We start from the raw sequence: 22,004 nt of genomic DNA on the forward strand, positions 1-22,004 counted from the left end.
ACGGATCATAAAAGTGGTCTGCACCAACTCCATGGTGCAGACCACTTTTGGTATTGGGCAAGCCCAACCGCTTACTTCACGGCGTTGAGCCACTGCTCCTTGGTGGCCTTCTCGGCCTCGAGTTTGCTCTTCTTGGCCGGGTCGGACTCGGCGGCGATCTTCGCGTCGAGCTCGTCGAGCTGGGCCTTGAGCTGGGTCTCGAAGCTGGAGACGCGGGCGTCGGCCTCGGGGTCGCTCTTCTGCCAGGCGGCCTGCTCGACGGCCTTGATCTTGTTGTCGACGGCGTCCAGGCGGCTTTCGATGCGGTGCATGTCCTCGCGGGGCACGTAGCCGATCTGGTCCCACTCGTCCTGGATGTCGGCCAGCGCCTGGCGCGCCTTCTTGGCGGCCTTCTCGTCGGCGACCGGCACCAGCGCCTCGGCCTTCTTCAGCAGCTCCTCCTTCTTGGCGAGGTTGTCCTTCTCGTCGGCGCCCATGCGGTCGCGGTCGGCCTGGCGGGCGTTGAAGAAGACGTCGCAGGCCTCGCGGAAGCGTGCCCAGAGCGCGTCGTCGTCCTTGCGTCCGGCGCGGCCGGCGGCCTTCCAACGGTCCATGAGCTCGTTGAACTGGTGCGAGGTGGCGCCCCAATCCGTCGATTCCTTGATCTCGTTGGCCTCCTTGATGATCTCTTCCTTGAGGCGCTTGGTCTCGGCGCGGTTGGCGTCGCGGGCCTGCGCCCACTTGCGGCGGTGCTGGTTGAAGGTGGTGCGGGCGGCGGAGAAGCGCTTCCACAGCGCGTCGGCGGTGGGCTTGTCGATGCGGATGGTGGTGCGCTGGTGCTGCTGCCAGGCATCGAAGAGCGAACGGAACTTGTCGGCGGTGGAACGCCAGTTGGTGTCGTCACCGAGACTGGCGGCCAGCGCCTCGGCCTTCTCGACGATGGCGGTGCGCTCCTTGATGGCCTTGGCCAGGGCCTCCTTGCGGGCCTCGGCGAGCTCGGTCTTCTTGGCCGCGCCGGCCTGCTTGAGCTCCTCGTACTGCGCCTTGAGCGCGGCGATGTCGCCGACCACGGCGGGCTCGGCGGTCTCCTCGGCCAGGGTCTTGAGCGACTCGTCGATCTCATGGGCCTTGATGTTCGCGGCCTTCAGGCGCGTGGCGAACAGGTCGAGCTTGGCCTTCAGGTCGAGGTAGCGGCGCGCGTAGAGCGTGAGCGCCTCCTCGTTGCTGGCGCCCGGGAACTCGCCGACCTCGCGCTCGCCGGCGTCCTCACGCACGAAGACGGCGCCCTTGTCGTCCACTCGGCCGAAGGACTCGGCGGCCTTGACATCGGCCTCGGAATAGGTGGGGGCCTTGGGCGCGGCCACGGGGCGCTTCGCCGCAGGCTTCTTGGCGAAGGCCAGGGGAGAGGGCGCGTGCGGCTTGGGTGCGGGATGCGGCGCCGCGGGAGCTGCAGGCTCGGCGGGAGCTGCTGGTGCGGCAGGTGCGGCGGGAGCGGCAGGCGCCGCGGGGGCTGCGGGAGCGGCTTGCGTGCCGGCGGCGGGCGGCACTGCCTGCGCTTCGGGCTCGGTGGTGTGTTCGGTTTGGGTGACTTGTTCGTCGGCCATGTCCAGCTCCTTGAAGGTCTTCGTGTACGGAGGTGTCAAAAAGCGAGGCCGGGGCCCCGGTTTTCCACAACAACTCTTATTATAGGGATTTATGGCTAAAGGTGCATCAATATCAGGATTTCCGGAGTGGCTGCCCCAGGAACGGGTGGTCGAACAGCAGGTGATGGACACCGTGCGCAGGGTCTTCGAGCTCAATGGGTTCATCGGCATCGAGACGCGCGCGGTCGAGGAGGGGTCCAGCCTGCTGAAGAAGGGCGAGACGAGCAAGGAGATCTACCTGCTCTCGCGCCTGCAGGAGGTCGGCCACGAGTCCGACACTCCCATCGAGCGCCGGCTGGGGCTGCATTTCGACCTCACCGTGCCGCTGAGCCGCTACGTGGTCGAGCACTCCGGCCAGCTCACCTTCCCCTTCAAGCGCTGGCAGATCCAGAAGGTCTGGCGCGGCGAGAGGCCGCAGGAGGGCCGCTTCCGCGAGTTCGTCCAGGCCGACATCGACGTTGTGGGCAACGGCAATCTACCGGAGCATTATGAGGTCGAGTTACCGCTTGTGATGGTGCAGGCGCTTGAGGAACTGCGCAAGTTCGGTCTGCCCAAGGCCACTGTGCACGCCAACAACCGCAAGCTTTCCGAAGGCTTTTATCGTGGTGTTGGTCTGGGCGATATCGAAGGTGTGCTTCGTGAGATTGACAAGCTTGACAAAATCGGGGCCGACGAGGTTTCTAGACTGCTGATTGAAAATTGCCACGCCAACCAGCGCCAAGCTCAGGCGTGCCTTGAACTTGCCCAACTCACTGCCGACAGTGGCGAGGAATTGCAATCTAAGTTCGACGCGTTATGGAGCAAGTATTGCACGGAAATCGATCGTGAGCAATATCATCCTATGGCCCAGCAGGGTTTGGATACATTGGTGATGATCATCGATGAAGCAGCGAATATCCGTCCTGGTTCAGTGATTGCAGATTTGAAGATTGCCAGGGGTCTTGATTATTACACCGGTTCTGTCTACGAGACGTTTTTGGAAGGTGCCGATTCGCTCGGGTCGATTTGCTCCGGAGGACGTTACGATAACCTTGCCTCGCAGGGGAATCATAAATATCCTGGTGTCGGTCTTTCGATAGGCCTGTCGCGTCTGGTTTCGTATATGTTGCATACTGCAGGAGCCAGTGCTTCTCGCGTTTCTCCGGCTTCAGTGTTGGTAGCGGTATGGAACGAGAATGATCGCCTTGCTTCGAATAAGATTGCGACTCAGCTGCGAGAACGCGGCATCGCGACCGATGTAGCACCGTATGCCGCAAAGCTTGGCAAGCAGATTAAATACGCCGACCGCCTCGGCATCCCCTACGTCTGGTTCCCGGCCGACGCCGCGCAAGGCGAGGGCGGCGCGCACGACGAGGTCAAGAACATCGTCACCGGCGAGCAGGTGGCGGCCGACTCCACGTCATGGCGACCCGATAGTGTGTATGCTCAGCAAACCGTCGATCTGGATGCCTGATCGAACACGGTTTTCCGCGGTTTCATAGGTTTGAAGTAAAGGAATAGAGGAAGCATGGGCCAGACGGCTTATAGAACACATCACGCCGCTGAGGTGACCGAGGAACTCATCGGCAAGAAGGTCACCCTCGCGGGATGGATCGACCGCAGGCGCGACCACGGCGGCGTGGCGTTCATCGACCTGCGCGACAGCACCGGCCTGGTGCAGATCGTCATCTACGACGAGGAGGTCGCCCGCCCGCTGCGCAGCGAGTTCGTCGTCCAGGTCGTCGGCGAGGTGCGTGAGCGCCCCGAAGGCAACGAGAACGAGCATCTCTCCACCGGCAAGGTCGAGGTCGTCATCGAGAGCCTCAAGGTGCTGGCCAAGTCCGACGCGCTGCCCTTCCAGGTCTCCACGGCCCTCGAGAACGAGGCCGAGAACAAGCTGCCCGGCGAGGACGTGCGTTTGAAGTACCGCTACCTCGACCTGCGCCGCCCCTCCATGCAGGCCAACCTGAAGCTGCGCAGCGACATGACCCGTGCCGCGCGCCACGCCCTGGAGGACATGGACTTCACCGAGGTGGAGACCCCGACCTTCATCAAGTCCACGCCCGAGGGCGCCCGTGACTTCGTGGTGCCGGCCCGCCTGGTGCCCGGCTCCTGGTACGCCCTGCCGCAGTCGCCGCAGCTGCTGAAGCAGCTGCTGATGGTCGGCGGCGTCGAGCGCTACTACCAGCTGGCCCGCTGCTACCGCGACGAGGACTTCCGCGCCGACCGCCAGCCCGAGTTCACCCAGCTCGACATCGAGATGAGCTACGTGGACCAGGAGGACGTGATGGCCATGGCCGAGAAGGTCATCGCCGCCATCTGGAAGACGCAGGGCTACGACATCAAGCTGCCGATCGACCGTATCACCTGGCAGGACGCCATGGACAAGTACGGTTCCGACAAACCCGACCTGCGCTTCGGCAACCCGATCGTCGAGCTGACCGATTACTTCAAGAACACCCCGTTCCGCGTCTTCCAGGCGCCCTACGTCGGCGCCGTGGTCTTCCCCGACGGGGCCGACACCCCGCGCCGCCAGTTCGACGCGTGGCAGGAGTGGGCGCGCCAGCGTGGCGCCAAGGGCCTCGCCTACGTGCAGTTCACCGGCGACGGCACCCTGAAGGGCCCCGTGGCCAAGAACCTCTCCGACGCCGAGCGCAATGGTTTGAAGGAGGCCGTGGGCGCCAAGGACGGCGACGCGGTGTTCTTCGCCGCCGGTCCGCGTGAGTCCTCGCAGCTGCTGCTCGGGGCCGCCCGCGTCGAGATCGCACGCCGCGCCGGCTTGCTGGATCCGAAGAAGTTCGCGTTCACCTGGGTGGTCGACTTCCCGCTCTTCAAGCGCACCGACGACCCGGACGACGACGACGTGGCCGTGGGCCACTCCAAGTGGACTTCGATGCACCATCCGTTCACCATGCCGAGCGCCGACTGGATTGACAAGTTCGATAAGGACCCGGAGCACGCGATGAGCGACTCCTACGACATCGTCTGCAACGGCGAGGAGATGGGTGGCGGCTCGGTGCGTATCCACCGCAACGACATCCAGGAGCGCGTGCTCGACGTGCTCGGCATCGGCGAGGAGGAGGCCCAGGAGAAGTTCGGCTTCCTGCTCGAGGCCTTCAAGTACGGCGCCCCGCCCCACGCGGGCATCGCGCTGGGTTGGGACCGCACGGTCTCGATCCTGGCCGGCGCCAGCTCCATCCGCGACGTCATCGCCTTCCCGAAGGCCGGCGGCGGCCGCGACCCGCTCACCGGAGCCCCCGCCCCGATCTCCGACGCGCAGCGCGCCGAGACCGGCGTGGACTACGACCCCGACGAGGACGAGGAATAACGGTCCCGGCCCGATGTTCGGCGAGAGCTGAATAAGGCCTATACACCAATATCGCGCGTGCGCCCGGTCGCCTTCGATGGCGGCCGGGCGCATGTGCATATCCGGTATGTTCTCTCAATATGTGAGACTTCTCACATCAGCATGCACGGATAATTTCGCTGGTAACCATGCGGTAACAGTGCGCCGATATACTGCTTGACATGTCAGATAGCAAAGAAACCACCAAGCGCACGCAGGACGCCGCCCCCGCCACGACGGGGCCCCTGGTCGAGCTCTCGCACGTCGAGAAGCATTTCGGCAAGCTCCACGTCCTCAAGGACATCAACCTCAAGGTCAACAAGGGCGAGGTGCTCGTCGTCGTCGGCCCTTCCGGCTCCGGCAAGTCGACCATGTGCCGCACCATCAACAGGCTCGAGACCATCGACTCGGGCACCATCCGCATCGACGGCAACCCGCTGCCCCAGGAGGGCAAGGATCTGGCGAACCTGCGCGCCGAGGTGGGCATGGTCTTCCAGCAGTTCAACCTCTTCGCCAACAAGACGATCCTCGACAACGTCACCCTGGCGCCGATCAAGGTGCGCCACATGGACAAGAAGGACGCCAACGACCTGGGCATGGACCTGCTGGCCCGGGTGGGCGTCGAGAGCCAGGCGGAGAAGATGCCCTCGCAGCTCTCCGGCGGCCAGCAGCAGCGCGTCGCCATCGCCCGCGCCCTGGCCATGCAGCCCAAGATCATGCTCTTCGACGAGCCCACCAGCGCCCTCGACCCGGAGATGGTCAACGAGGTGCTCGACGTGATGATCAAGCTCGCCTCGGAAGGCATGACGATGATCTGCGTGACCCATGAGATGGGCTTCGCGCGAAAGGCCGCCGACCACATCGTCTTCATGGCCGACGGACGCATCATGGAGAAGGGCACCCCCGACGAGTTCTTCGACCACCCCCAGACCGAGCGCGCCAAGGACTTCCTCTCGAAGATCCTCACGCACTGATGGCCGGAGCAAGGAAGCAGCTTATGAAGAGATACAGCAATCCCGCGGCCCGTGCCTGGCGCAGGATCCTCGCCGCCCTGTGCGCCGTGGCCTGCCTGTTCACCGTGGCGGCCTGCGGCTCGGGCAACGAGGCGGGCAAGATCCGCATCGGCATCAAGTTCGACCAGCCGGGCGTCGGCTTCAAGAAGTCCGGCACCTACGTCGGCTTCGACGTGGACGTGGCGCGCTACATCGCCGAGAAACTCGGCTACTCCGACGACCAGATCGTCTTCAAGGAGGCGCCCAGCAAGCAGCGTGAGGCCATGCTGCAGAACGGCGACGTCGACATGATCGTCGCCAGCTACTCGATCACCGACGAGCGCAAGAAGGCCGTCAGCTTCGCCGGCCCGTACTTCGTGGCCGGTCAGGACCTCATGGTGCGCCAGAACGACCACGAGATCAACGGCGTGCAGGACCTCGACGGCAAGCGCCTGTGCTCGGTGACCGGCTCCACCTCCGCCGAGGTGGTCAAGCAGCGCTTCGCCTCGAAGGTGCAGCTGATGGAGCAGCCCGGCTACGCCGAATGCGCCACCGCGCTCTTCTCCGGCATCGTCGACGCGGTGACCACCGACGACATCATCCTCGCCGGCCTCGCCTCCAACGCGCGCGGCAAGCTGAGGCTCATCGGCAAGCCGTTCACGCAGGAATACTACGGCGTGGGCGTCAAGAAGGGCAACACCGCCCTCGCGCACCGGATCGACCGGGCCATCGCCGACATGGAGCAGGACGGTTCGTGGCAGCGCGCCATCGCCAACAACACCCGTGGCGTCAAGTACAAGCCGAATCCGAAGTTCAATCCGCCCACTCCGGACCTCGGCAGGACGGGGGCCTCGCAATGAACGAATTCGTGCAGCTGTTCAGCCAATACAACGTGCCGGGGGCCTTCCTGGTCAACATCGAGCTGACCCTCTGGTCGGCCCTGTTCTCGCTGATCCTCGGCGTCATCCTGCTGATGATGCGCATCTCGCCGATCTCGTCGCTGCGGGCCGTGGCCGGCGGCTACGTGGAGTTCTTCAAGAACATGCCGCTGACGATCATCATGGTCTTCATGGTCCTTGGCGCCTTCGCGCAGCTCAAGCTCACCTTCTCCGACACCTTCGCCACCAACTTCTTCTGGCTGGCGGTCACCGGCCTGTCGCTCTACACCGCGGCGTTCGTCTGCGAGTCGCTGCGCTCCGGCATCAACACGGTGCCGTTGGGACAGGCCGAAGCGGCACGCGCGCTGGGACTCAACTTCATGCAGTCCGCCACGCACGTCATCCTGCCGCAGGCCTTCCGTGGCTCCGTGGCACCTCTGGGCAACACGCTCATCGCGCTGCTCAAGAACTCGACCGTGGCCGCCGCCGCGTCCGTGGCCACCGAGACCTCGAGCCTGATGAGCGAGATGATCGAGTTCCATGCCAACTCCATCGTCGGCATCTTCCTGATCTTCGCGTTCGGCTACGTGATCCTGATCATCCCCATCGGCGCCCTGACCACGGTGCTGTCCAACAAGCTCGCCGTGAGGAGGTAGGCCATGGCAAGGAATACGAACGAAAGCTCGGTGCTCTTCGACGAGCCGGGTCCCAAGGGCAAACGCCGCATCCGCATCGCCAACTGGATCGGCGCGCTCGTCGTCGCCGTGGTGGTGGTGCTCATCCTCATGCGCCTGCACAACCCGCCGGACGGCGAGAACCAGCTCGACTGGCAGCTCTGGAAGCCGGCGCTCGACAGTGAGGCGTGGACCGATTTCTACCTTCCCGGCCTGTGGATGACCCTGAAGGCGGCGGTGCTCGCCGTCGTCGGTTCGGTGCTCTTCGGCCTGATTTTCGGCATCGGCCGTCTGCTGCCCAACGTGGCCGTGCGGGCCGTCTCCGGCGTGATCGTCGAATTCTGCCGCGCGGTGCCGGTGCTGATGTTCATGATCTTCTTCTGGCGCTTCTTCTCCTTCGCGGGGATCGAGAGCGCGGCCTACTGGGCCGTGGTGCTCGGCCTGATCCTCTACAACGGCTCCGTGGTCGCCGAGTTGGTGCGAAGCGGCGTCGGCAACCTGCCCGGCGGGCAGCGCGAGGCGTCGCTGGCGCTCGGACTGACCACCACGCAGTCGCTGATGCAGGTGGAGGTGCCGCAGGCGGTCTACGCGATGCTGCCGGCGGCGGTCACCCAGCTGGTCGTGGTCCTCAAGGACACGGCCCTGGGTTCGATCATCATGTACACCGACCTGCTGCAGGAGTCGCGCCGCCTGGGCTCGATGTATTTCAACATCCTGCAGACTCTCGTGGTGGCCGGCGTGGTCTACTTCATCGTCTGCGCCCTGCTCTCCAAGCTCGCCGAATGGCTCCCGAGCCGCATGCAGCAGCGCACGGCCGCCCCCGCCGAGCCGGAGCCGGTCGCGCCGATCGCGATCATGGACGCCTCGAACGTCAACCAGATCGCGGTGGCCAAGGAAGTCGACGAGGACCGCTACGGCGGCGTGCCGCGCCAGTACCACGCGCACCATCGCGGCACCAACGCCTCGGTGCGCCACTGGAGGCAGACACGCTACGAGCAGGGCTACGACTCCACCCAGCCCGACAGCGAACGGCAGCCGGAGCGCCACGTGCCGCCGCTGCCGAACCTGCGTCCGCATCCCCACGGCGAAGGCCACAAGGCCGATGGCCACAACGGCGAGCGCAAGGACGGCCACCAGAGCGAGTAGCCCCTGCAGCCGCCGCATCTCCGGAATGCGCCATAAACGAGCCGCTGACACTGCGTCAGTGGCGTGTTTATGGCGCAATTCCTATTTTTGATGCCTGATACTATGAAAGCATGAGACGCCGGACCGCACGCCAAGCCCGTGGGGGAGGCATGCGCCGTGCCGTGGTCATCTCGATCGCCGCGCTGCTCGCCCTGGCCGTCTACACGGTGGCGGTCGTGTTCGGCGCGGTGGCCTGCGCGCCGCGATATCCGGTCGAGCCGGGCACGGTGCCCATCGACCGCCATTCCCGGGCGGTGCTGGACCGATATATGAAGCTGCTCGAATGCACCTACCTCGGAGACGCAGGGGGACTGGCCTCGTTCGATGCCGCCGATCGGGACTTCGCCGAGCAACAGGTCGGGGTGCTGCGCCAAAGCTATACGGATCATGGTTCGACGATCAACAGCGTGAAGGTGAGCTACGTGCCGCGCAGCGAGCGGATCTCGGGCGGTCACGTGGTGGTGCGCGCCCTGACCAGCACCAAGATGCGCTGGATCGAGCACGCCTATGGAGAATCCAAGGAAGAGGAAAGCGACTGGAACGACCTGCATGAGATCGCCTTCCGCATGCCGACGTCCGGCGCCACCGGGCTCGGGCTCAGCGGCGACACCCTCATCGACGAATACGCCGACGCGGAGGAGGGGGATGGCCGGGACACCGGTGGCAATGCGCCCCAGGGGCCTGCGATGACCGAAGAGCGGTACACGGGCCGCAACGCCGCCAAGGGAAAGCCGGCATCGGACGATGGGGCTCGGACCAGTCCGCCTGTCTCGTCGGATGGACGGTCGTAGATCCGGCCAATGCCTCGCGAACAGCCGTTTCGCAAGCGCCCGGGCCGGGGGAGTAGCCGGCGGACGATAGAGTGGGCGCTATGACACAGACTTTAGGGCAGCTGGCACCGGACTGGTTCGCGGGCGGAAGCCGTGGCGGCGGCAGTGACGACGCGCCGCGCCGCATGGACGCTGACGAGATCTACGAGCGTTTCTTCGACTGGGTGGCCGAGGCCAAGGGCATCGACCCGTGGCCGCACCAGGAGGAGGCGGTCATGGACCTCTTGACCGGCGACCATGTCATCCTGAGCACCCCGACCGGCTCCGGCAAGTCGCTGGTGGCCCTGGGCATGCACTTCGCCGAGCTGTGCACCGGCAGGCGCTCCTACTACACCGCCCCCATCAAGGCGCTGGTGAGCGAGAAGTTCTTCGACCTGGTCGAGGCGTTCGGCCGCGACAACGTCGGCATGATCACCGGCGACACCTCGATCAACCCCGAGGCGCCCATCATCTGCTGCACCGCCGAGATCCTGGCCAACCAGGCGCTGCGCGAGGGCAGTCACGCCGACATCGGCTGCGTGGCCATGGACGAGTTCCACTATTACGGCGACGCCGAGCGCGGATGGGCCTGGCAGGTGCCGCTGCTCACCCTGCCCGCCACCCAGTTCCTGCTCATGAGCGCCACCCTGGGCAACGTCGACGCCATCGCCGCCAAGCTCGAGGACATGACCGGCACCGACGTCGACGTGATCGACGACGCGCCGCGCCCCGTGCCGCTGAGCTACGAATACACCGACAAGCAGCTCGCCGGCACCGTCGAACTGCTCTTCGGCCGCGAGCAGACCCCCATCTACGTGGTGCACTTCTCGCAGGACGCCGCCCTCGAGACCGCCCAGGCGCTCGCCAGCACCGGTGTGTCAAGCAAGGAGCAGCGCAAGGCGATCACCGAGGCCATCAAGGGCACGCGTTTCACCACCGCGTTCGGCAAGATCCTGCAGCGCCTGCTGCGCACCGGCGTCGGCATCCACCACGCGGGCATGCTGCCGCGCTACCGCCGCCTGGTCGAGCAGCTCGCCCAACAGGGCCTGCTGCCGGTGATCTGCGGCACCGACACGCTCGGCGTCGGCATCAACGTGCCGATCCACTCGGTGGTGCTGACCCAGCTGACCAAATTCGACGGCGTGAAGATGCGCAGGCTGCGCGCCCGCGAGTTCCACCAGATCGCCGGGCGAGCCGGGCGCATGGGCTTCGACACCGAGGGGCTCGTGGTCGCCGAGGCCCCCGAGTTCGAGATCGAGAACGCGCGCGCCATCGCCAAGGCCAACGGCGACCCGAAGAAACTCAAGAAGATCAAGCGCAAGAAGCCCCGCGAGGGATTCGTCACGTGGAACGAGGGCACCTTCGACAAGCTCATCGCCGCGCCTCCCGAGACACTCACCCCGCATATGCGCGTCAGCCATTCCATGGTCCTGAACGAGGTGGCGCAGGGCGGCGACGCCAAGGCCCGCATCGGCAGGCTCATCGACGACTCTTCGCAGACCCCCGGCCAGAAGACGAGGCTGCACGAGCGCGCCGACGAGATCTTCTCCACGATGCTCGACTCCTCCTTCATCGAGGCCGAGGACAACGGGCGTGGCGGCCAGGACTATTTCCTTTCCGTCGATGTGCCCGACAACTTCGCGCTCGACCAGCCGCTCTCGCCCTTCCTGCTCGCCGCCATCGAGCTGCTCGACCCCGACTCCGACACCTATGCGATGGACCTCATCTCTATGGTGGAGGCCACGCTCGAGGACCCCAAGCAGGTCCTCAAGGCCCAGCAGCGCCAGGCGCGCGACGCCGCCCTGGCCGAGATGAAGGCCGACGGACTCGACTACGAGGAGCGCATGGACAAGCTGCAGGAGGTCACCTACCCCAAGCCGTTGGAGCAGATGCTCGACGCGGCCTTCGACGAATACCGCCACGACGTGCCCTGGGCCAACGACTACGAGCTCAAGCCCAAATCCGTGGTGCGCGACATGGTCGAGACCGCCAGCGACTTCAGCGGCTACATCTCCCGCTACAACATCGCGCGCAGCGAGGGCACGCTGCTGCGCTACCTCTCCGACGCCTACCGCTCGCTGGCCCGCACCGTGCCCGCCGAGAAGCTCAACGACCAGCTGCGCGACATCGTCTCGTGGCTGCGCGTGGTGGTGCGCTCCGTCGACTCCAGCCTCGTCGACGAATGGGAACAGGCCGGCCAGGGCTCCGGCGAGGCCGAGGCCAACGCGCTTTCGGCCGCCGAGCCCGGCGGAAAGCCGGCGGTGGTGGAGGACCGGCGAGGGCTGATCGTGCTGGTGCGCAACGCCATGTTCCGCCGCGTCCAGCTGATGGACCAGGAGCGCGCCGACGAGCTGGGCGCGCTCGACAAGGAGTGGGGCTACGGCGTGCACGAGTGGGAGGACGCGCTCGACGACTACTACGACGCCCACGACTACGTCGGCATCGACCAAAAGGCCCGCAGCGGCAAGCTCTTCATCCTCGACGACGCCGGCGAGGCCAGGGAGCACACCTGGAAGGTGCGCCAGATCATCGACGACTCCGACGGCGACCACGACTGGGCCATCACCGGCGTCGTCGACCTCGACGCCACCCAGGAGGGCGGCGAGGTGGTGTTCGCCGACTACCACGTCGGCGACGGCATCGTGATGTGAGCCGGTGGGCCAGCTTCGGCCGTGGCGTCGGCGTTGGCACCCGACGCGCCATTGCCGCCATTGGATGTCCACGTTTTGGACATGACGCCAGATGGGGCGGCAGTTCGGGTATGTTGAAGGTATTCGTTTTCGAACGGCCGCCTGCGCGGCACGGTCGGAAAACCGGAAATAGGGCAAAGGAACCGTCATGGAACATATGTCGATGGGCATGGGGCGTCGCGTCGCGGCGTCGGCTCCGGCATGCCGTGCGGCGGATGCCTGCCCGACAATCGTAGGCGGCGCCATGGGCGCGCGCAGCTGGCAGTGGTGGCATAGCTGACACCACTGCGTCGCATATCGGTCACAGTTCGTGTCTTCAAACGGAATCTGTGATTCGACAGTCTTCATGGGATGGATCGCGGATCGCGGTCCATCCCGTTTTTTATATCGTTTCGGAATCACCGGCCACCGCAACGGTGGCGGCAAGGGAAAGCAAGGAAAAGCAGAAAGGAGGTGATGGCGTTGGTCGATATATGAACAGCAACCATCGGGCCGCAAGCGACACGGCGAGATTCGACACCAAGACCACAACGAGAAGGAACAGGAAACATGACCATGAACATTCACCAAGGAACATCGGCGGCGGCCGGCTGCGCCGTGCGCCGTCCGCTCAGGCGGATGATGGCGCTGGCGTTGGCGGCGACGAGCTGCGTCGGCATGCTCGCGGGCTGCGGACAGGCGAAAGGCGAGGCGGAACAGGGCGGCGACACGAATGTCATCACCGCCTACGACACCGAGCCGCAGAGCCCGCTGGTGCCGGGCGACACCAACGAGACGGGCGGCGGCAAGCCGATCGGCCTGCTCTTCTCCGAGCTGGTGCGTTTCGACCAGTCCGGCAAGGCCGTCAACGAGGTGGCGGAATCCATCAGCCCCGACGCCTCCCTGACCACGTACACCATCAAGCTGAAGCCTGGGTTCAAATTCAGCGACGGCACGCCGGTGACCGCCAAATCGTTCACGCGAGCCTGGAGCTACACGGCCAACGCCAAGGACGCCCAGAAGGGGACCTCGTACCTGACGAAGATCAAGGGCTACCGCGACCTGCAGGACGCCTCGCGGCTCAAGGGCGACGAGCAGCTCTCCGGACTGCATGTCGTTGACGCGCGCACCTTCACCGTGGAGCTCGAGAGCCCCGACGCCACCTTCCCGATCAAGGTCGGCTGCTCCGCCTTCGCGCCGCTGCCCGACGCCTTCTTCAAGGATCCCAAGGGATTCGGCCAGCATCCCATCGGCGACGGCCCCTACAAGTTCGCCTCGTGGGACCACGATTCCGCGATCAAGCTGGTGAAGAACCCCTATTACCACGGCGGCCGCAAGGTCAGCAACGCCGGGGTGACCTTCAAGATCTACACCTCCGACCAGGCGGCCTATTCCGACGTGCAGGGTGGCAGGCTCGACGTGATGGAGATCGTGCCGGCGGCCGATTCCAAGTCCTTCCGCACCGACCCCGAGGTCACCGCCTACAACAAGCCCGGCTCGAGGCTTTCCATGCTCGGCCTCACCTCGCGTCTGCCGCATTTCGAGGCCAGGACCCAGGAGGGGACGCTGCGCCGCCAGGCGGTGTCGATGGCGATCGACCGCAAGGCGATCATCAACAAGATCCTCAACGGCACGGCCACGCCCGCCAAGGAGTTCACCTCCCCGCTCATCCCCGGCTATTCGGACAGCCTGCCCGGCAACGACGTGCTCGACTACAACCCGCAGAAGGCCAAGGAGCTCTGGGCCAAGGCCGAGGCCATCGACAAGGACACCGATCCGCTGGTCATCACCTACGACTCCGACAGCGGTCTCAAGCCGGTCTATGACGCGATCGCCAACTCCATCACCAACACGATCGGACTCAAGGTCAAGACCAACCCCATGCCGACGTTCAAGGAATACCGCAGCGCCGTGGAGGCCAGGAAGGTCGTGGGCGCCACCAGGTACGACTGGACCCCCGAGTATCCCTCGCCCGAGGCCTACCTGTTCCAGCACTTCGACACCCGCACGGCCCACGGTGCCGGCGCCAACGACACCGATTACCTCAACCCCGACTTCGACACCTATATGGACAGGGCCTACGCGGCCACGTCGAGCGCCGAGGCCGACAAGGTCTACCAGGACTCCCAGGCCATCATCCTCAAGGACCTGCCGGTGATCCCCCTCTACTACAACAACGCCCATGGCGTCGGCGCCAAGGGGGTCAAGGGATTCGCGATGGATTGGAGCAACAACATCGTCTACGAGCGCCTGAGCAAGTGAGCTCTTCCGCTTTTGACGCCGCTGCCGTCCTGTGAACGGCGAAGGCCCGTACCGGTTATCCGGTGCGGGCCTTTTTCGTTGTTCGGTTCGTTGTTCGGCCGGCTTGCCCGTTGGCTGCAGGCAGGCCGGCCGTAGAACTCAGCTGTAGATGGAGTCCAGCGTCGCCTCGATGGCGGGGTAGCGCCTGACCCGGGGCCTGAAGACGGGGTGGCCGGCGGCGACGACCATCAGTGGATGCTCCAGAGTGCGCAGGTCGTCGACGGGGTTGCCGGCGAGCACCAGCAGGTCGGCGTATTTGCCGACCTCGATGGAGCCGGTGATGTCGCCGACGCCGATGATCTCGGCGGTGACCTGCGTGCCGGCGTGGAAGGCCTCGGCGGGGCTGAAGCCGCTGAATTTGCAGAGCAGGTCCATCTCGCGCCAGGTGGCGTACATCATCGAATAGGGCACGCCGGTGTCGGTGCCGACGCCGACCTTGATGCCGGCCTCGCGGGCGTCGCGCGCGGCCTCGACCACGCCTTTGGCGATCGGGATGGAATTGGCCAGCTGCACCTCGGTCATGTGCAGGGTCTCCTTGGAGAGGAACGTGGTCGGCAGGCCGGCCGAGAGGGTCGGCTCGATGGCGCTCCAGCCGCGCAGCGTGCGCGGGTTGTCGAGGAACATGCCGATTAGCTCGTCGTCCAGCGGGGCGCCGTGCTCGATGGTGTCCACGCCCGCCTTGAGCGCGTTGTAGACGCCCTGCCGGCTCTGCGCGTGGGCGGCGACGATGATGCCGGCCTCGTGCGCGGTCTCGCAGATCGCCCGCATCTGCTCGATGCTCATCTGCGGGGTGCCGGCCTCGCCGGGCACCTGCGAGTCCGTCACGCCTCCGGTGGCCGCGATCTTGATGGCTTCGACCCCATGGGCGATGTTGATCTGGGTGGTGCGGCGCGACTCCTCGGGGGTGGCGCCCTCCAGCGCCGAAAGCGGGGCGCCGTGCCCGTCGGGGATCGCCATCATCGGTCCGGCCGGGATGATGCGCGGGCCGGGAAGCAGGCCGTCCTTGATCTGGTCGCGCAGCCAGGTCAGCTCGTAGCCGATGTCGCCGACCGAGCGGGCGGTGGTCACCCCGGAGTTGAGCAGCGTCTCGACGTTGGACTTGCTGTTGAAGTACATGAACACGCGGCCGGGCAGCGAACGCAGGATGCGCACCATGCGGCGCTGGCCCTGCGGGGTCTGGTGCTTGGGATTGCCGGGCAGGCCCTTCGAGTTGGTGTGGACGTGGCCGTTGATCATGCCCGGCGAGACGACCTTGCCGGTCGCGTCGAGACGGTGGTAGCCTTCCGGCACGGCCGTCGAGGCGCTGGGGCCCACCGCGGCGATCATGCCCAGCCCGTCGACGACGACGGTGGCGTCCGGTATGGTGCGTCCGTCCCTGTCGCCGGTGGCGATGGTGGCGTGTTCGATGGCGAACGGTTCGACGGTCGGATGGTATGGCGGTCTCATGATGTCTCCTCTTCTCCTCTTCGTTGTGGCGTTGCCTCCGACTCTAGCGGTTCGCGCCGTGCCGTGCCCCCGGTATTCCGGCGTTTGGGCATTCCCGTTCGGCGATACGAATAACATCGAACGGATGTTCGAACGCCGTGGGTAGAATGGGGGCATGACCGATGATCTGTTCAGCGCCGCCGACGCGCCCGATGACGTCACCCGTCCGCTGGCCGTGCGCATGAGGCCCGCCACGCTCGACGAGGTGGTCGGCCAGGGGCAGGTGCTGGGCGCCGGCTCGCCCCTCAGACGCCTGGCCAACCCGGCCTCCAAGGGCTCGCTCACCGCGCCGAGCTCGATCATCCTCTTCGGCCCTCCCGGCGTGGGCAAGACCACCCTGGCCTATATCGTCGCCCGCCAGTCCGGCCGCGAGTTCGAGGAGCTCTCCGCCGTCACCTCCGGCGTCAAGGACGTGCGTGCCGTGCTGCGGCGCGCCCACGAGCGGCTGGTCACCCAACGGCGCGAGACGGTGCTGTTCATCGACGAGGTGCACCGCTTCTCCAAGTCCCAGCAGGACGCCCTGCTGCCCAGCGTCGAGAACCGCGACGTCACCTTCATCGGCGCCACCACCGAGAACCCGAGCTTTTCGATCAACAAGCCGTTGCTCAGCCGCTCGGTGGTGGTCAAGCTCGAATCCTTGGAACCCGACGACCTGAAGGCCCTGATCGAGCGCGCCATGGAAAGCGAGCATGGCCTGAAGGGCGAGGTGAGGGCCAGCGACGAGGCGGTCGCCGAGATCATCCGCATGGCCGGCGGCGACGGGCGCAAGACGCTGACGATCCTCGAGGCCGCGGCCGGAGCCGTCACCGGCGACAAGGCGCGGAAGAAGGGCGCGCGCAAGCCGGTCATCACCCCCGAGGTCGTCTCCTCGGTGATGGACACGGCCACCGTGCGCTACGACAAGGACGGCGACGACCACTACGACGTCGCCTCCGCCTTCATCAAGTCGATGCGCGGCAGCGATCCCGACGCCGCCCTGCACTACCTGGCCCGTATGCTGCGCGCGGGGGAGGACCCGCGCTTCATCGCCCGGCGCATCATGATCGCCTCCGCCGAGGAGGTGGGCATGGCCGCCCCGCAGATCCTCCAGGTCACCGTCGCCGCCGCCCAGGCCGTGGCCATGGTCGGCATGCCCGAGGCGCGCATCATCCTCTCCGAGGCCGTGATCGCCGTGGCGACCGCGCCCAAGTCCAACGCCAGCTACAACGCCATCAACCAGGCGCTCGCCGACGTCGACGCCGGCATGATCGGCCAGGTGCCGCTCTGGCTGCGCAACGCGCCCACCAAGCTCATGAAGCAGTGGGGCAACAAGGAGGGCTATGTCTACGCACACGACGCCCCCGGCGCCGTCGCCGCCCAGCAGTACATGCCCGACGAGCTCAAGGGGCGTGAGTACTACCATCCCAACGACCGTGGCTACGAGCGTGAGGTGGGCCCCAGGCTCGAGCGGATCAGGGCGATCCTGCATAAGGGCCAGGCCAAAGGCCCGCACGATGCCGATGACGGCCAGGGCGGCGGCAAGTAGCCGCCGCGTCTTTGCCGCCCTGTAATTCAAGAGCTACAATGGTGGCACAACCGTCCGAACCCGGCGCATGGATGCCCGCAGGACGGCCGAAGACAAGGAGGTCACGGCGAGCATGCATAGCGGTTCATGCAAGAAGCGGGTGATACTCATCGTGGACGACGACCAGGCGCTGGCCGAGATGCTGTCCATCATCCTCGAGGACCACGGTTTCGGCACCGTCATCTGCCTGGACGGCGCGCGCGCCGTCGACATGTTCCCCACCCTGAAGCCCGACCTCATCCTCCTGGACGTCATGCTGCCGGGCAGGAACGGCATCGACGTGGCCAAGACCATCCGCCAGAGCTCCGGGGTGCCCATCATCATGCTGACCGCCAAGACCGACACCGTCGACGTGGTGGCCGGTCTCGAGGCGGGCGCCGACGACTACGTGACCAAGCCGTTCAACACCTCCGAGCTGCTGGCCCGCATCGCCGCGAGGCTGCGCGGCTTCGGAGCCAGGGGCATGGCCGGCGGCGTGGGCGCCTCCGACACCTCGAACCGCCTGCACTGCGGCTCCATCGTCATCGACCGCGACGGGCACACCGCCACCAAGGACGGCGCCGACCTGGGACTCACGCCGGTGGAGTTCGACCTGTGCTTCGTGCTGGCCGCCAACGAGGGCAAGGCCATCAGCCGCGAGGACCTGCTGCGCACGGTGTGGGGCTACGAGAACTCCGGCGACACCAGGCTGGTCAACGTGCACATCCAGAGGCTGCGCGCCAAGGTGGAATCGAACGTCGACCATCCGCGCATCATCCGCACCGTGCGCGGCATCGGCTACCGCTTCGTCTCCGATGACGATGACGACGCCGACCAGCCCGACCGGTCCGGCGTGCCCGCGCGGGCCGCGAATCCCGACAGTTCCACGAAAACCGGCGAGTAACGCATAATGGCCAGGAGGGAAAGGCACGTCGGGGGCTGGGCCAGCCGTCTGCGCTTCGAGGTGCTGCACTCCCTGCAGGCCCACGTCGTCGTCTTCGGCGTGGTCGTCTCGCTGCTGGTCGCCGCGATCTTCTCGATGGTCTCCCTGCTCTGGGTGCGTTCCTCGCTGTTCGAACAGGTGCGGGGCGACAGCCGCAACGACTTCTCCAACCAGGTCACCCGCGTGCGCTCCACCCTCAACTCCGCCGACGTCTCGGACGCCGCGCAATACCAGCAGCTGGTCAACGAGACCGCCTCCTCGATCCAGAACGACGGCGCCACCAACCTGCTCGGCGTCTACGTCTTCAGCCACACCGTCTCGGGCGACGAGATCACCCCGGTCTCCACCTCGCCCGCCTACACCTCGCTGGTCGGCGACGACATCCGCGCCAAGGTCCTCGACGACGACGGCAACAACGTCTACTACCAGCCGGTGCGCATCCCCGGCTCCGGCGGCCGTCACGGGCCCGGCGCGATCCTGGGCACCCGGTTGCAGTTCGGCTCCATGGGCGACCTGGAGCTCTTCTCGCTCTATTCCTACGGCGCCGAGGAACGCTCGCTGACCCGCATCCAGCTGAGCCTGCTGGGCATCTGCCTGATGCTCAGCGCCCTGGTGGGCATCCTGGTCTGGTTCTTCCTGCGCCGCATCGTCATGCCGGTCAAGCGAGTGGCCGACGCGGCCGAGTCGATGGCCGAGGGCGACCTCGACGCGCGCGTGCGCATCGACCGCAAGGACGAGATCGGGGTGCTGCAACGCTCCTTCGACGAGATGGCCATCTCGCTGGGCCAGAAGATCGACGAGCTCGAGCACGCCGGCCAGGCCCAGCGCCGCTTCGTCTCCGACGTGAGCCACGAGCTGCGCACGCCGATCACCACCATGCGCATGGCCTCGGACCTGCTGGTGGAGCGCAAAGGCGATTTCAATCCCTCCACCCGCCGCACCGTCGAGCTGCTTTCCGGCCAGATCGGCCGCTTCCAGAAGATGCTCGACGACCTGCTGCTCATCTCGCGCTACGACGCCGGCAAGCTCACCCTCGACCTGGTGGAGACCGACCTGCGCGAGCCGGTCCGGTCGGCCGTCGAGCAGGTGCGTGCGATCGCCGAGGCCAACGACACGCCGCTGCGCCTCGACCTGCCGGCCACGCGCTGCCTGGCGAAGGTCGACGCCCGGCGCATCGTGCGCATCGTGCGCAACCTGCTCACCGACTCCATCGATTTCTCGCTGCACCGTCCAATCGAGATACGCCTGGCCGTCAACGCCCGGGCCGCGGCGATCGGCGTGCGCGACCATGGCACCGGGATGGGCGTCGACCAGCTGCCCCATATCTTCGAGAGGTTCTGGAGGGGTGACTCCTCGCGTTCGCGCACCACCGGCGGCTCCGGACTCGGCCTTTCCATCGCGCTGGCCGACGCCAAGGTGCATCACGGCGATATCCACGTGCGCTCCAAGCCGGGCGAGGGCACCTGGTTCCTGGTGGTCCTGCCGCTGGACCCCGACCAGCCACCGCTGCACGACGACGAGCCACCCATCGCCTTTTGCGGCGCGCCCGACAGCTTCGAGACCACCGGCGGCTTCGGCGCCACGCAGGCCCCGGCCGGCGGCAAGGCGCCGACGCCAAGGGGGCGGTCGCGATGAGGCATAGCCATGGCATGCGCGGGCCGGTGCGCCTGGCGTTCGCCGTCCTCACGGCGCTCGCGCTCGTCGCGCTGCCCTCGGGATGCTCCAACCCCATGGGATTCCCGGAAAGCGGTGCGGTGCAGCGCCTTCCGGCCGCCGAGCCGCGCTCGAAACGCGTGTTCACCAACCCGCGCGGGCCCAAGGACGGCGACCAGCCGGAACAGATTGTCAAGGGCTTCCTCGACGCGATGCCCGCCGGTGTGCAGAGCGACGGCTTCCATGTCGCCCGAAGCTTCCTGACCGGCACGGCGGCCCGCGGCTGGGACGGCGACTCCACCTTCCTCATCGCGCTGTCGGCGCCGAAACTGGTGCGTAGCGTCCTGCCGCAGGACGGGGGAGAGGACTCCTCCTCCACGGCATGCGACGTGCAGGCTGACGTGCGCCTGAAGGGCCAGCTCGACGCGGGCGGCCAATACACCGCCGCCGAATCCGGCACCGTGCGCTCGCTGACCTTCTCCCTGCGGCGCTCCAAGGGACGTTGGCGCATCGACAGGGCGCCGGACGTGGTGGTCGTGCTCGACGCCGATGTCGACCAGGTCTTCCGCCAGGTCACCCTCTACCGCGCCGACGCGGCCTCGCGCGTGCTCATCCCCGACGTGCGGTGGCTCGCCTGGCGCGACTGGCGCGTGCTGGCGGTCAGGGAGCTGCTCGCCGGCGCTCCGAAATGGCTAGGCGAGGCGGCCCGCAACGCCAACACGCATGCGGCCAGGCTCGCGGTCAACGCCATCCCCATCGTCAACGACAAGGTGCAGATCAGGCTGGGTGACGCCTTCGAGCAGCTGCCGGACGCCGACAAGGCCATGTTGGTGCGCGAGATCAGGCTCACGCTCGGCGACGGCGACGCCGACTATGACATGGAGGTCACCGCCTCCTCGCGCCACGACTACTCGCACGCCGACGCGGGGCTGTCCATCGCCACCGCCCCCGCCTCGCCGCCCGTCTATTCGCTCAGCGCCGGCAACATCGTCTCGCTCGACTCCTCGGCGCCCCTGCGCGTGGGCGTGGTGCGGGACTCGGCGACGGCCCGCGGCTTCGTCTTCGGGCCGAACGGGGGAGCGCTGCTGGCGGCCGATTCCACCGCCGAGTGCCTGCGGTCCAACGGCTCGGCGTGCGGCCCGATGTTCGCCGGGGCCCGGCTGCGCCAGATCGCCGGCGGGGCCAGGAACGAGGTCTGGGCGCTGGGCGAGGACGGACACACGCTGATGGTCCAGGACGGCGGCTCCGTGCAGACGCTGGCCATCCCGTGGCTCGGCTCGGCCGGCGTGGCGGGCATCGCCGTCTCGCCGGACGGCTCGCGCTTGGCCCTGGCCGTGCAGTCCGGCCCGCTCACCGGCGTGGTGATGACCGGCATCGTGCGCAACCAGGCCGGCGCGCCCCAACGTCTGGGCGGGGTGGCCGCGCGCGTCTCGGCGCGCTACGGGGTCACCATGCTCACCTTCTACAACGACACCACGCTGGTCTACGTCGTCCCCGGTTCCTCCGGCGTCGCCGCGCAGGCGTTCCGGCAGATCGGGCCTGGCCCGGAGCAGGTGCAGCGGCTGCCCGGCGAGGAGGTGCGCGCCATCACCAACGGGCGCATCAACGACGCCCCGAGGCTCGCGGCCATCAACTCGCACGGCGTGGTCCACTCGGATTCCGGGGCGCTCGACGGCTCGTGGTCCATCGTCGACATGCAGTCCACGGTGGTCTCGCAGCGCTGAGCGGCCACGCCCGCCGATTATCGGAAACGGGTAGACAAGATGCCGGAATTCGCCATCGTTTGCCCTGTTTTGTGGGGTGTCTCATAAAAAGTTATCGAATTGTTATCATTTCTCGATGCGATGTTAGCGCGAACAATTCATAATGGAAGTGTCAGTAAACAACGGTGGGAGCAATGAACGGCTCTTACGTACTCGAAGAGG

General features: G+C 66.5%; 14 protein-coding genes and 1 pseudogene. 13 read left to right on the top strand and 2 right to left on the bottom strand.

The features are described from left to right. Window positions 1–71: 71 nt before the first annotated feature. A complete protein-coding gene (locus PT282_RS03205) occupies window positions 72–1,583 on the bottom strand; it encodes a DUF349 domain-containing protein (RefSeq protein ID WP_277168132.1) in 1,512 nt (503 codons plus the stop codon). 91 nt (window positions 1,584–1,674) lie between these two features. On the opposite strand from PT282_RS03205, the gene hisS reads away from it, so the two are divergent. The 9 genes from hisS to PT282_RS03250 all read left to right on the top strand — a co-directional run bounded on the left by hisS (window position 1,675) and on the right by PT282_RS03250 (window position 14,416). Next, window positions 1,675–3,075 (top strand): histidine--tRNA ligase, encoded by a 1,401-nt coding sequence (hisS, locus tag PT282_RS03210; RefSeq protein WP_277168133.1) that lies wholly within the window; start codon window positions 1,675–1,677, stop codon window positions 3,073–3,075. A gap of 54 nt (window positions 3,076–3,129) precedes the next feature. After that, on the top strand, window positions 3,130–4,929 hold the full coding sequence (gene aspS, locus PT282_RS03215) for an aspartate--tRNA ligase (RefSeq protein WP_277168134.1): 1,800 nt from the start codon (window positions 3,130–3,132) through the stop codon (window positions 4,927–4,929). Between the two features lie 200 nt (window positions 4,930–5,129). After that, window positions 5,130–5,921 (top strand): amino acid ABC transporter ATP-binding protein, encoded by a 792-nt coding sequence (locus PT282_RS03220; RefSeq protein ID WP_277168135.1) that lies wholly within the window; start codon window positions 5,130–5,132, stop codon window positions 5,919–5,921. 23 nt (window positions 5,922–5,944) lie between these two features. Then, a complete protein-coding gene (locus PT282_RS03225; protein ID WP_277168136.1) occupies window positions 5,945–6,799 on the top strand; it encodes a glutamate ABC transporter substrate-binding protein in 855 nt (284 codons plus the stop codon). Next, on the top strand, window positions 6,796–7,473 hold the full coding sequence (locus PT282_RS03230; RefSeq protein WP_277168137.1) for an amino acid ABC transporter permease: 678 nt from the start codon (window positions 6,796–6,798) through the stop codon (window positions 7,471–7,473). Before PT282_RS03225 ends, PT282_RS03230 begins: the two co-directional genes overlap by 4 nt. Window positions 7,474–7,476: 3 nt before the next feature. Then, a complete protein-coding gene (locus PT282_RS03235; protein ID WP_277168138.1) occupies window positions 7,477–8,637 on the top strand; it encodes an amino acid ABC transporter permease in 1,161 nt (386 codons plus the stop codon). Between the two features lie 110 nt (window positions 8,638–8,747). Then, window positions 8,748–9,467 carry a hypothetical protein gene (locus PT282_RS03240; RefSeq protein ID WP_277168139.1) on the top strand — a complete coding sequence of 240 codons (720 nt, stop codon included), beginning with the start codon at window positions 8,748–8,750 and terminating at the stop codon, window positions 9,465–9,467. Between the two features lie 80 nt (window positions 9,468–9,547). Continuing rightward, the gene (locus tag PT282_RS03245; protein WP_308201365.1) at window positions 9,548–12,136 is read left to right on the top strand and encodes a DUF3516 domain-containing protein; all 2,589 of its coding nucleotides are present in this window, start codon (window positions 9,548–9,550) and stop codon (window positions 12,134–12,136) included. Window positions 12,137–12,793: 657 nt separating this feature from the next. Continuing rightward, window positions 12,794–14,416 (top strand): ABC transporter substrate-binding protein, encoded by a 1,623-nt coding sequence (locus PT282_RS03250; protein WP_277168920.1) that lies wholly within the window; start codon window positions 12,794–12,796, stop codon window positions 14,414–14,416. A 138-nt stretch (window positions 14,417–14,554) separates the two neighbouring features. On the opposite strand, the gene PT282_RS03255 is transcribed toward PT282_RS03250, so the two are convergent. After that, on the bottom strand, window positions 14,555–15,901 hold the full coding sequence (locus PT282_RS03255; protein WP_277168140.1) for an amidohydrolase family protein: 1,347 nt from the start codon (window positions 15,899–15,901) through the stop codon (window positions 14,555–14,557). Window positions 15,902–16,055: 154 nt separating this feature from the next. On the opposite strand from PT282_RS03255, the gene PT282_RS03260 reads away from it, so the two are divergent. The 4 genes and pseudogenes from PT282_RS03260 (at window position 16,056) to PT282_RS03275 (ending at window position 21,803) form a co-directional block, all read left to right on the top strand. Next, complete coding sequence (locus PT282_RS03260) at window positions 16,056–17,465, top strand: replication-associated recombination protein A (RefSeq protein WP_277168141.1); 1,410 nt, start codon at window positions 16,056–16,058, stop codon at window positions 17,463–17,465. Between the two features lie 112 nt (window positions 17,466–17,577). After that, a pseudogene (gene mtrA / locus PT282_RS03265) lies at window positions 17,578–18,288 on the top strand (MtrAB system response regulator MtrA); the annotation flags it as partial. A gap of 105 nt (window positions 18,289–18,393) precedes the next feature. Beyond that, window positions 18,394–20,061: an MtrAB system histidine kinase MtrB gene (gene mtrB / locus PT282_RS03270; RefSeq protein WP_277168143.1), complete on the top strand. Its 1,668-nt coding sequence runs from the start codon at window positions 18,394–18,396 to the stop codon at window positions 20,059–20,061. Further along, complete coding sequence (locus PT282_RS03275; RefSeq protein ID WP_277168144.1) at window positions 20,058–21,803, top strand: LpqB family beta-propeller domain-containing protein; 1,746 nt, start codon at window positions 20,058–20,060, stop codon at window positions 21,801–21,803. The genes mtrB and PT282_RS03275 overlap by 4 nt, the downstream gene beginning before the upstream one ends. Window positions 21,804–22,004 lie beyond the last annotated feature (201 nt).

Origin of the sequence: Bifidobacterium sp. ESL0763, from assembly GCF_029433395.1 — a bacterium.
In the GTDB taxonomy this organism is placed as follows: Bacteria; Actinomycetota; Actinomycetes; order Actinomycetales; family Bifidobacteriaceae; genus Bifidobacterium.

Coding starts and splice junctions, on each gene's coding strand:
- PT282_RS03245 (WP_308201365.1), top strand. CDS start 9,548: ATGACACAGACTTTAGGGCAGCTGGCACCGGACTGGTTCGCGGGCGGA.
- PT282_RS03230 (WP_277168137.1), top strand. CDS start 6,796: ATGAACGAATTCGTGCAGCTGTTCAGCCAATACAACGTGCCGGGGGCC.
- PT282_RS03260 (WP_277168141.1), top strand. CDS start 16,056: ATGACCGATGATCTGTTCAGCGCCGCCGACGCGCCCGATGACGTCACC.
- PT282_RS03240 (WP_277168139.1), top strand. CDS start 8,748: ATGAGACGCCGGACCGCACGCCAAGCCCGTGGGGGAGGCATGCGCCGT.
- PT282_RS03205 (WP_277168132.1), bottom strand. CDS start 1,583: ATGGCCGACGAACAAGTCACCCAAACCGAACACACCACCGAGCCCGAA.
- PT282_RS03275 (WP_277168144.1), top strand. CDS start 20,058: ATGAGGCATAGCCATGGCATGCGCGGGCCGGTGCGCCTGGCGTTCGCC.
- PT282_RS03255 (WP_277168140.1), bottom strand. CDS start 15,901: ATGAGACCGCCATACCATCCGACCGTCGAACCGTTCGCCATCGAACAC.
- PT282_RS03225 (WP_277168136.1), top strand. CDS start 5,945: ATGAAGAGATACAGCAATCCCGCGGCCCGTGCCTGGCGCAGGATCCTC.
- mtrB (WP_277168143.1), top strand. CDS start 18,394: ATGGCCAGGAGGGAAAGGCACGTCGGGGGCTGGGCCAGCCGTCTGCGC.
- aspS (WP_277168134.1), top strand. CDS start 3,130: ATGGGCCAGACGGCTTATAGAACACATCACGCCGCTGAGGTGACCGAG.
- hisS (WP_277168133.1), top strand. CDS start 1,675: ATGGCTAAAGGTGCATCAATATCAGGATTTCCGGAGTGGCTGCCCCAG.
- PT282_RS03220 (WP_277168135.1), top strand. CDS start 5,130: ATGTCAGATAGCAAAGAAACCACCAAGCGCACGCAGGACGCCGCCCCC.
- PT282_RS03235 (WP_277168138.1), top strand. CDS start 7,477: ATGGCAAGGAATACGAACGAAAGCTCGGTGCTCTTCGACGAGCCGGGT.
- PT282_RS03250 (WP_277168920.1), top strand. CDS start 12,794: ATGATGGCGCTGGCGTTGGCGGCGACGAGCTGCGTCGGCATGCTCGCG.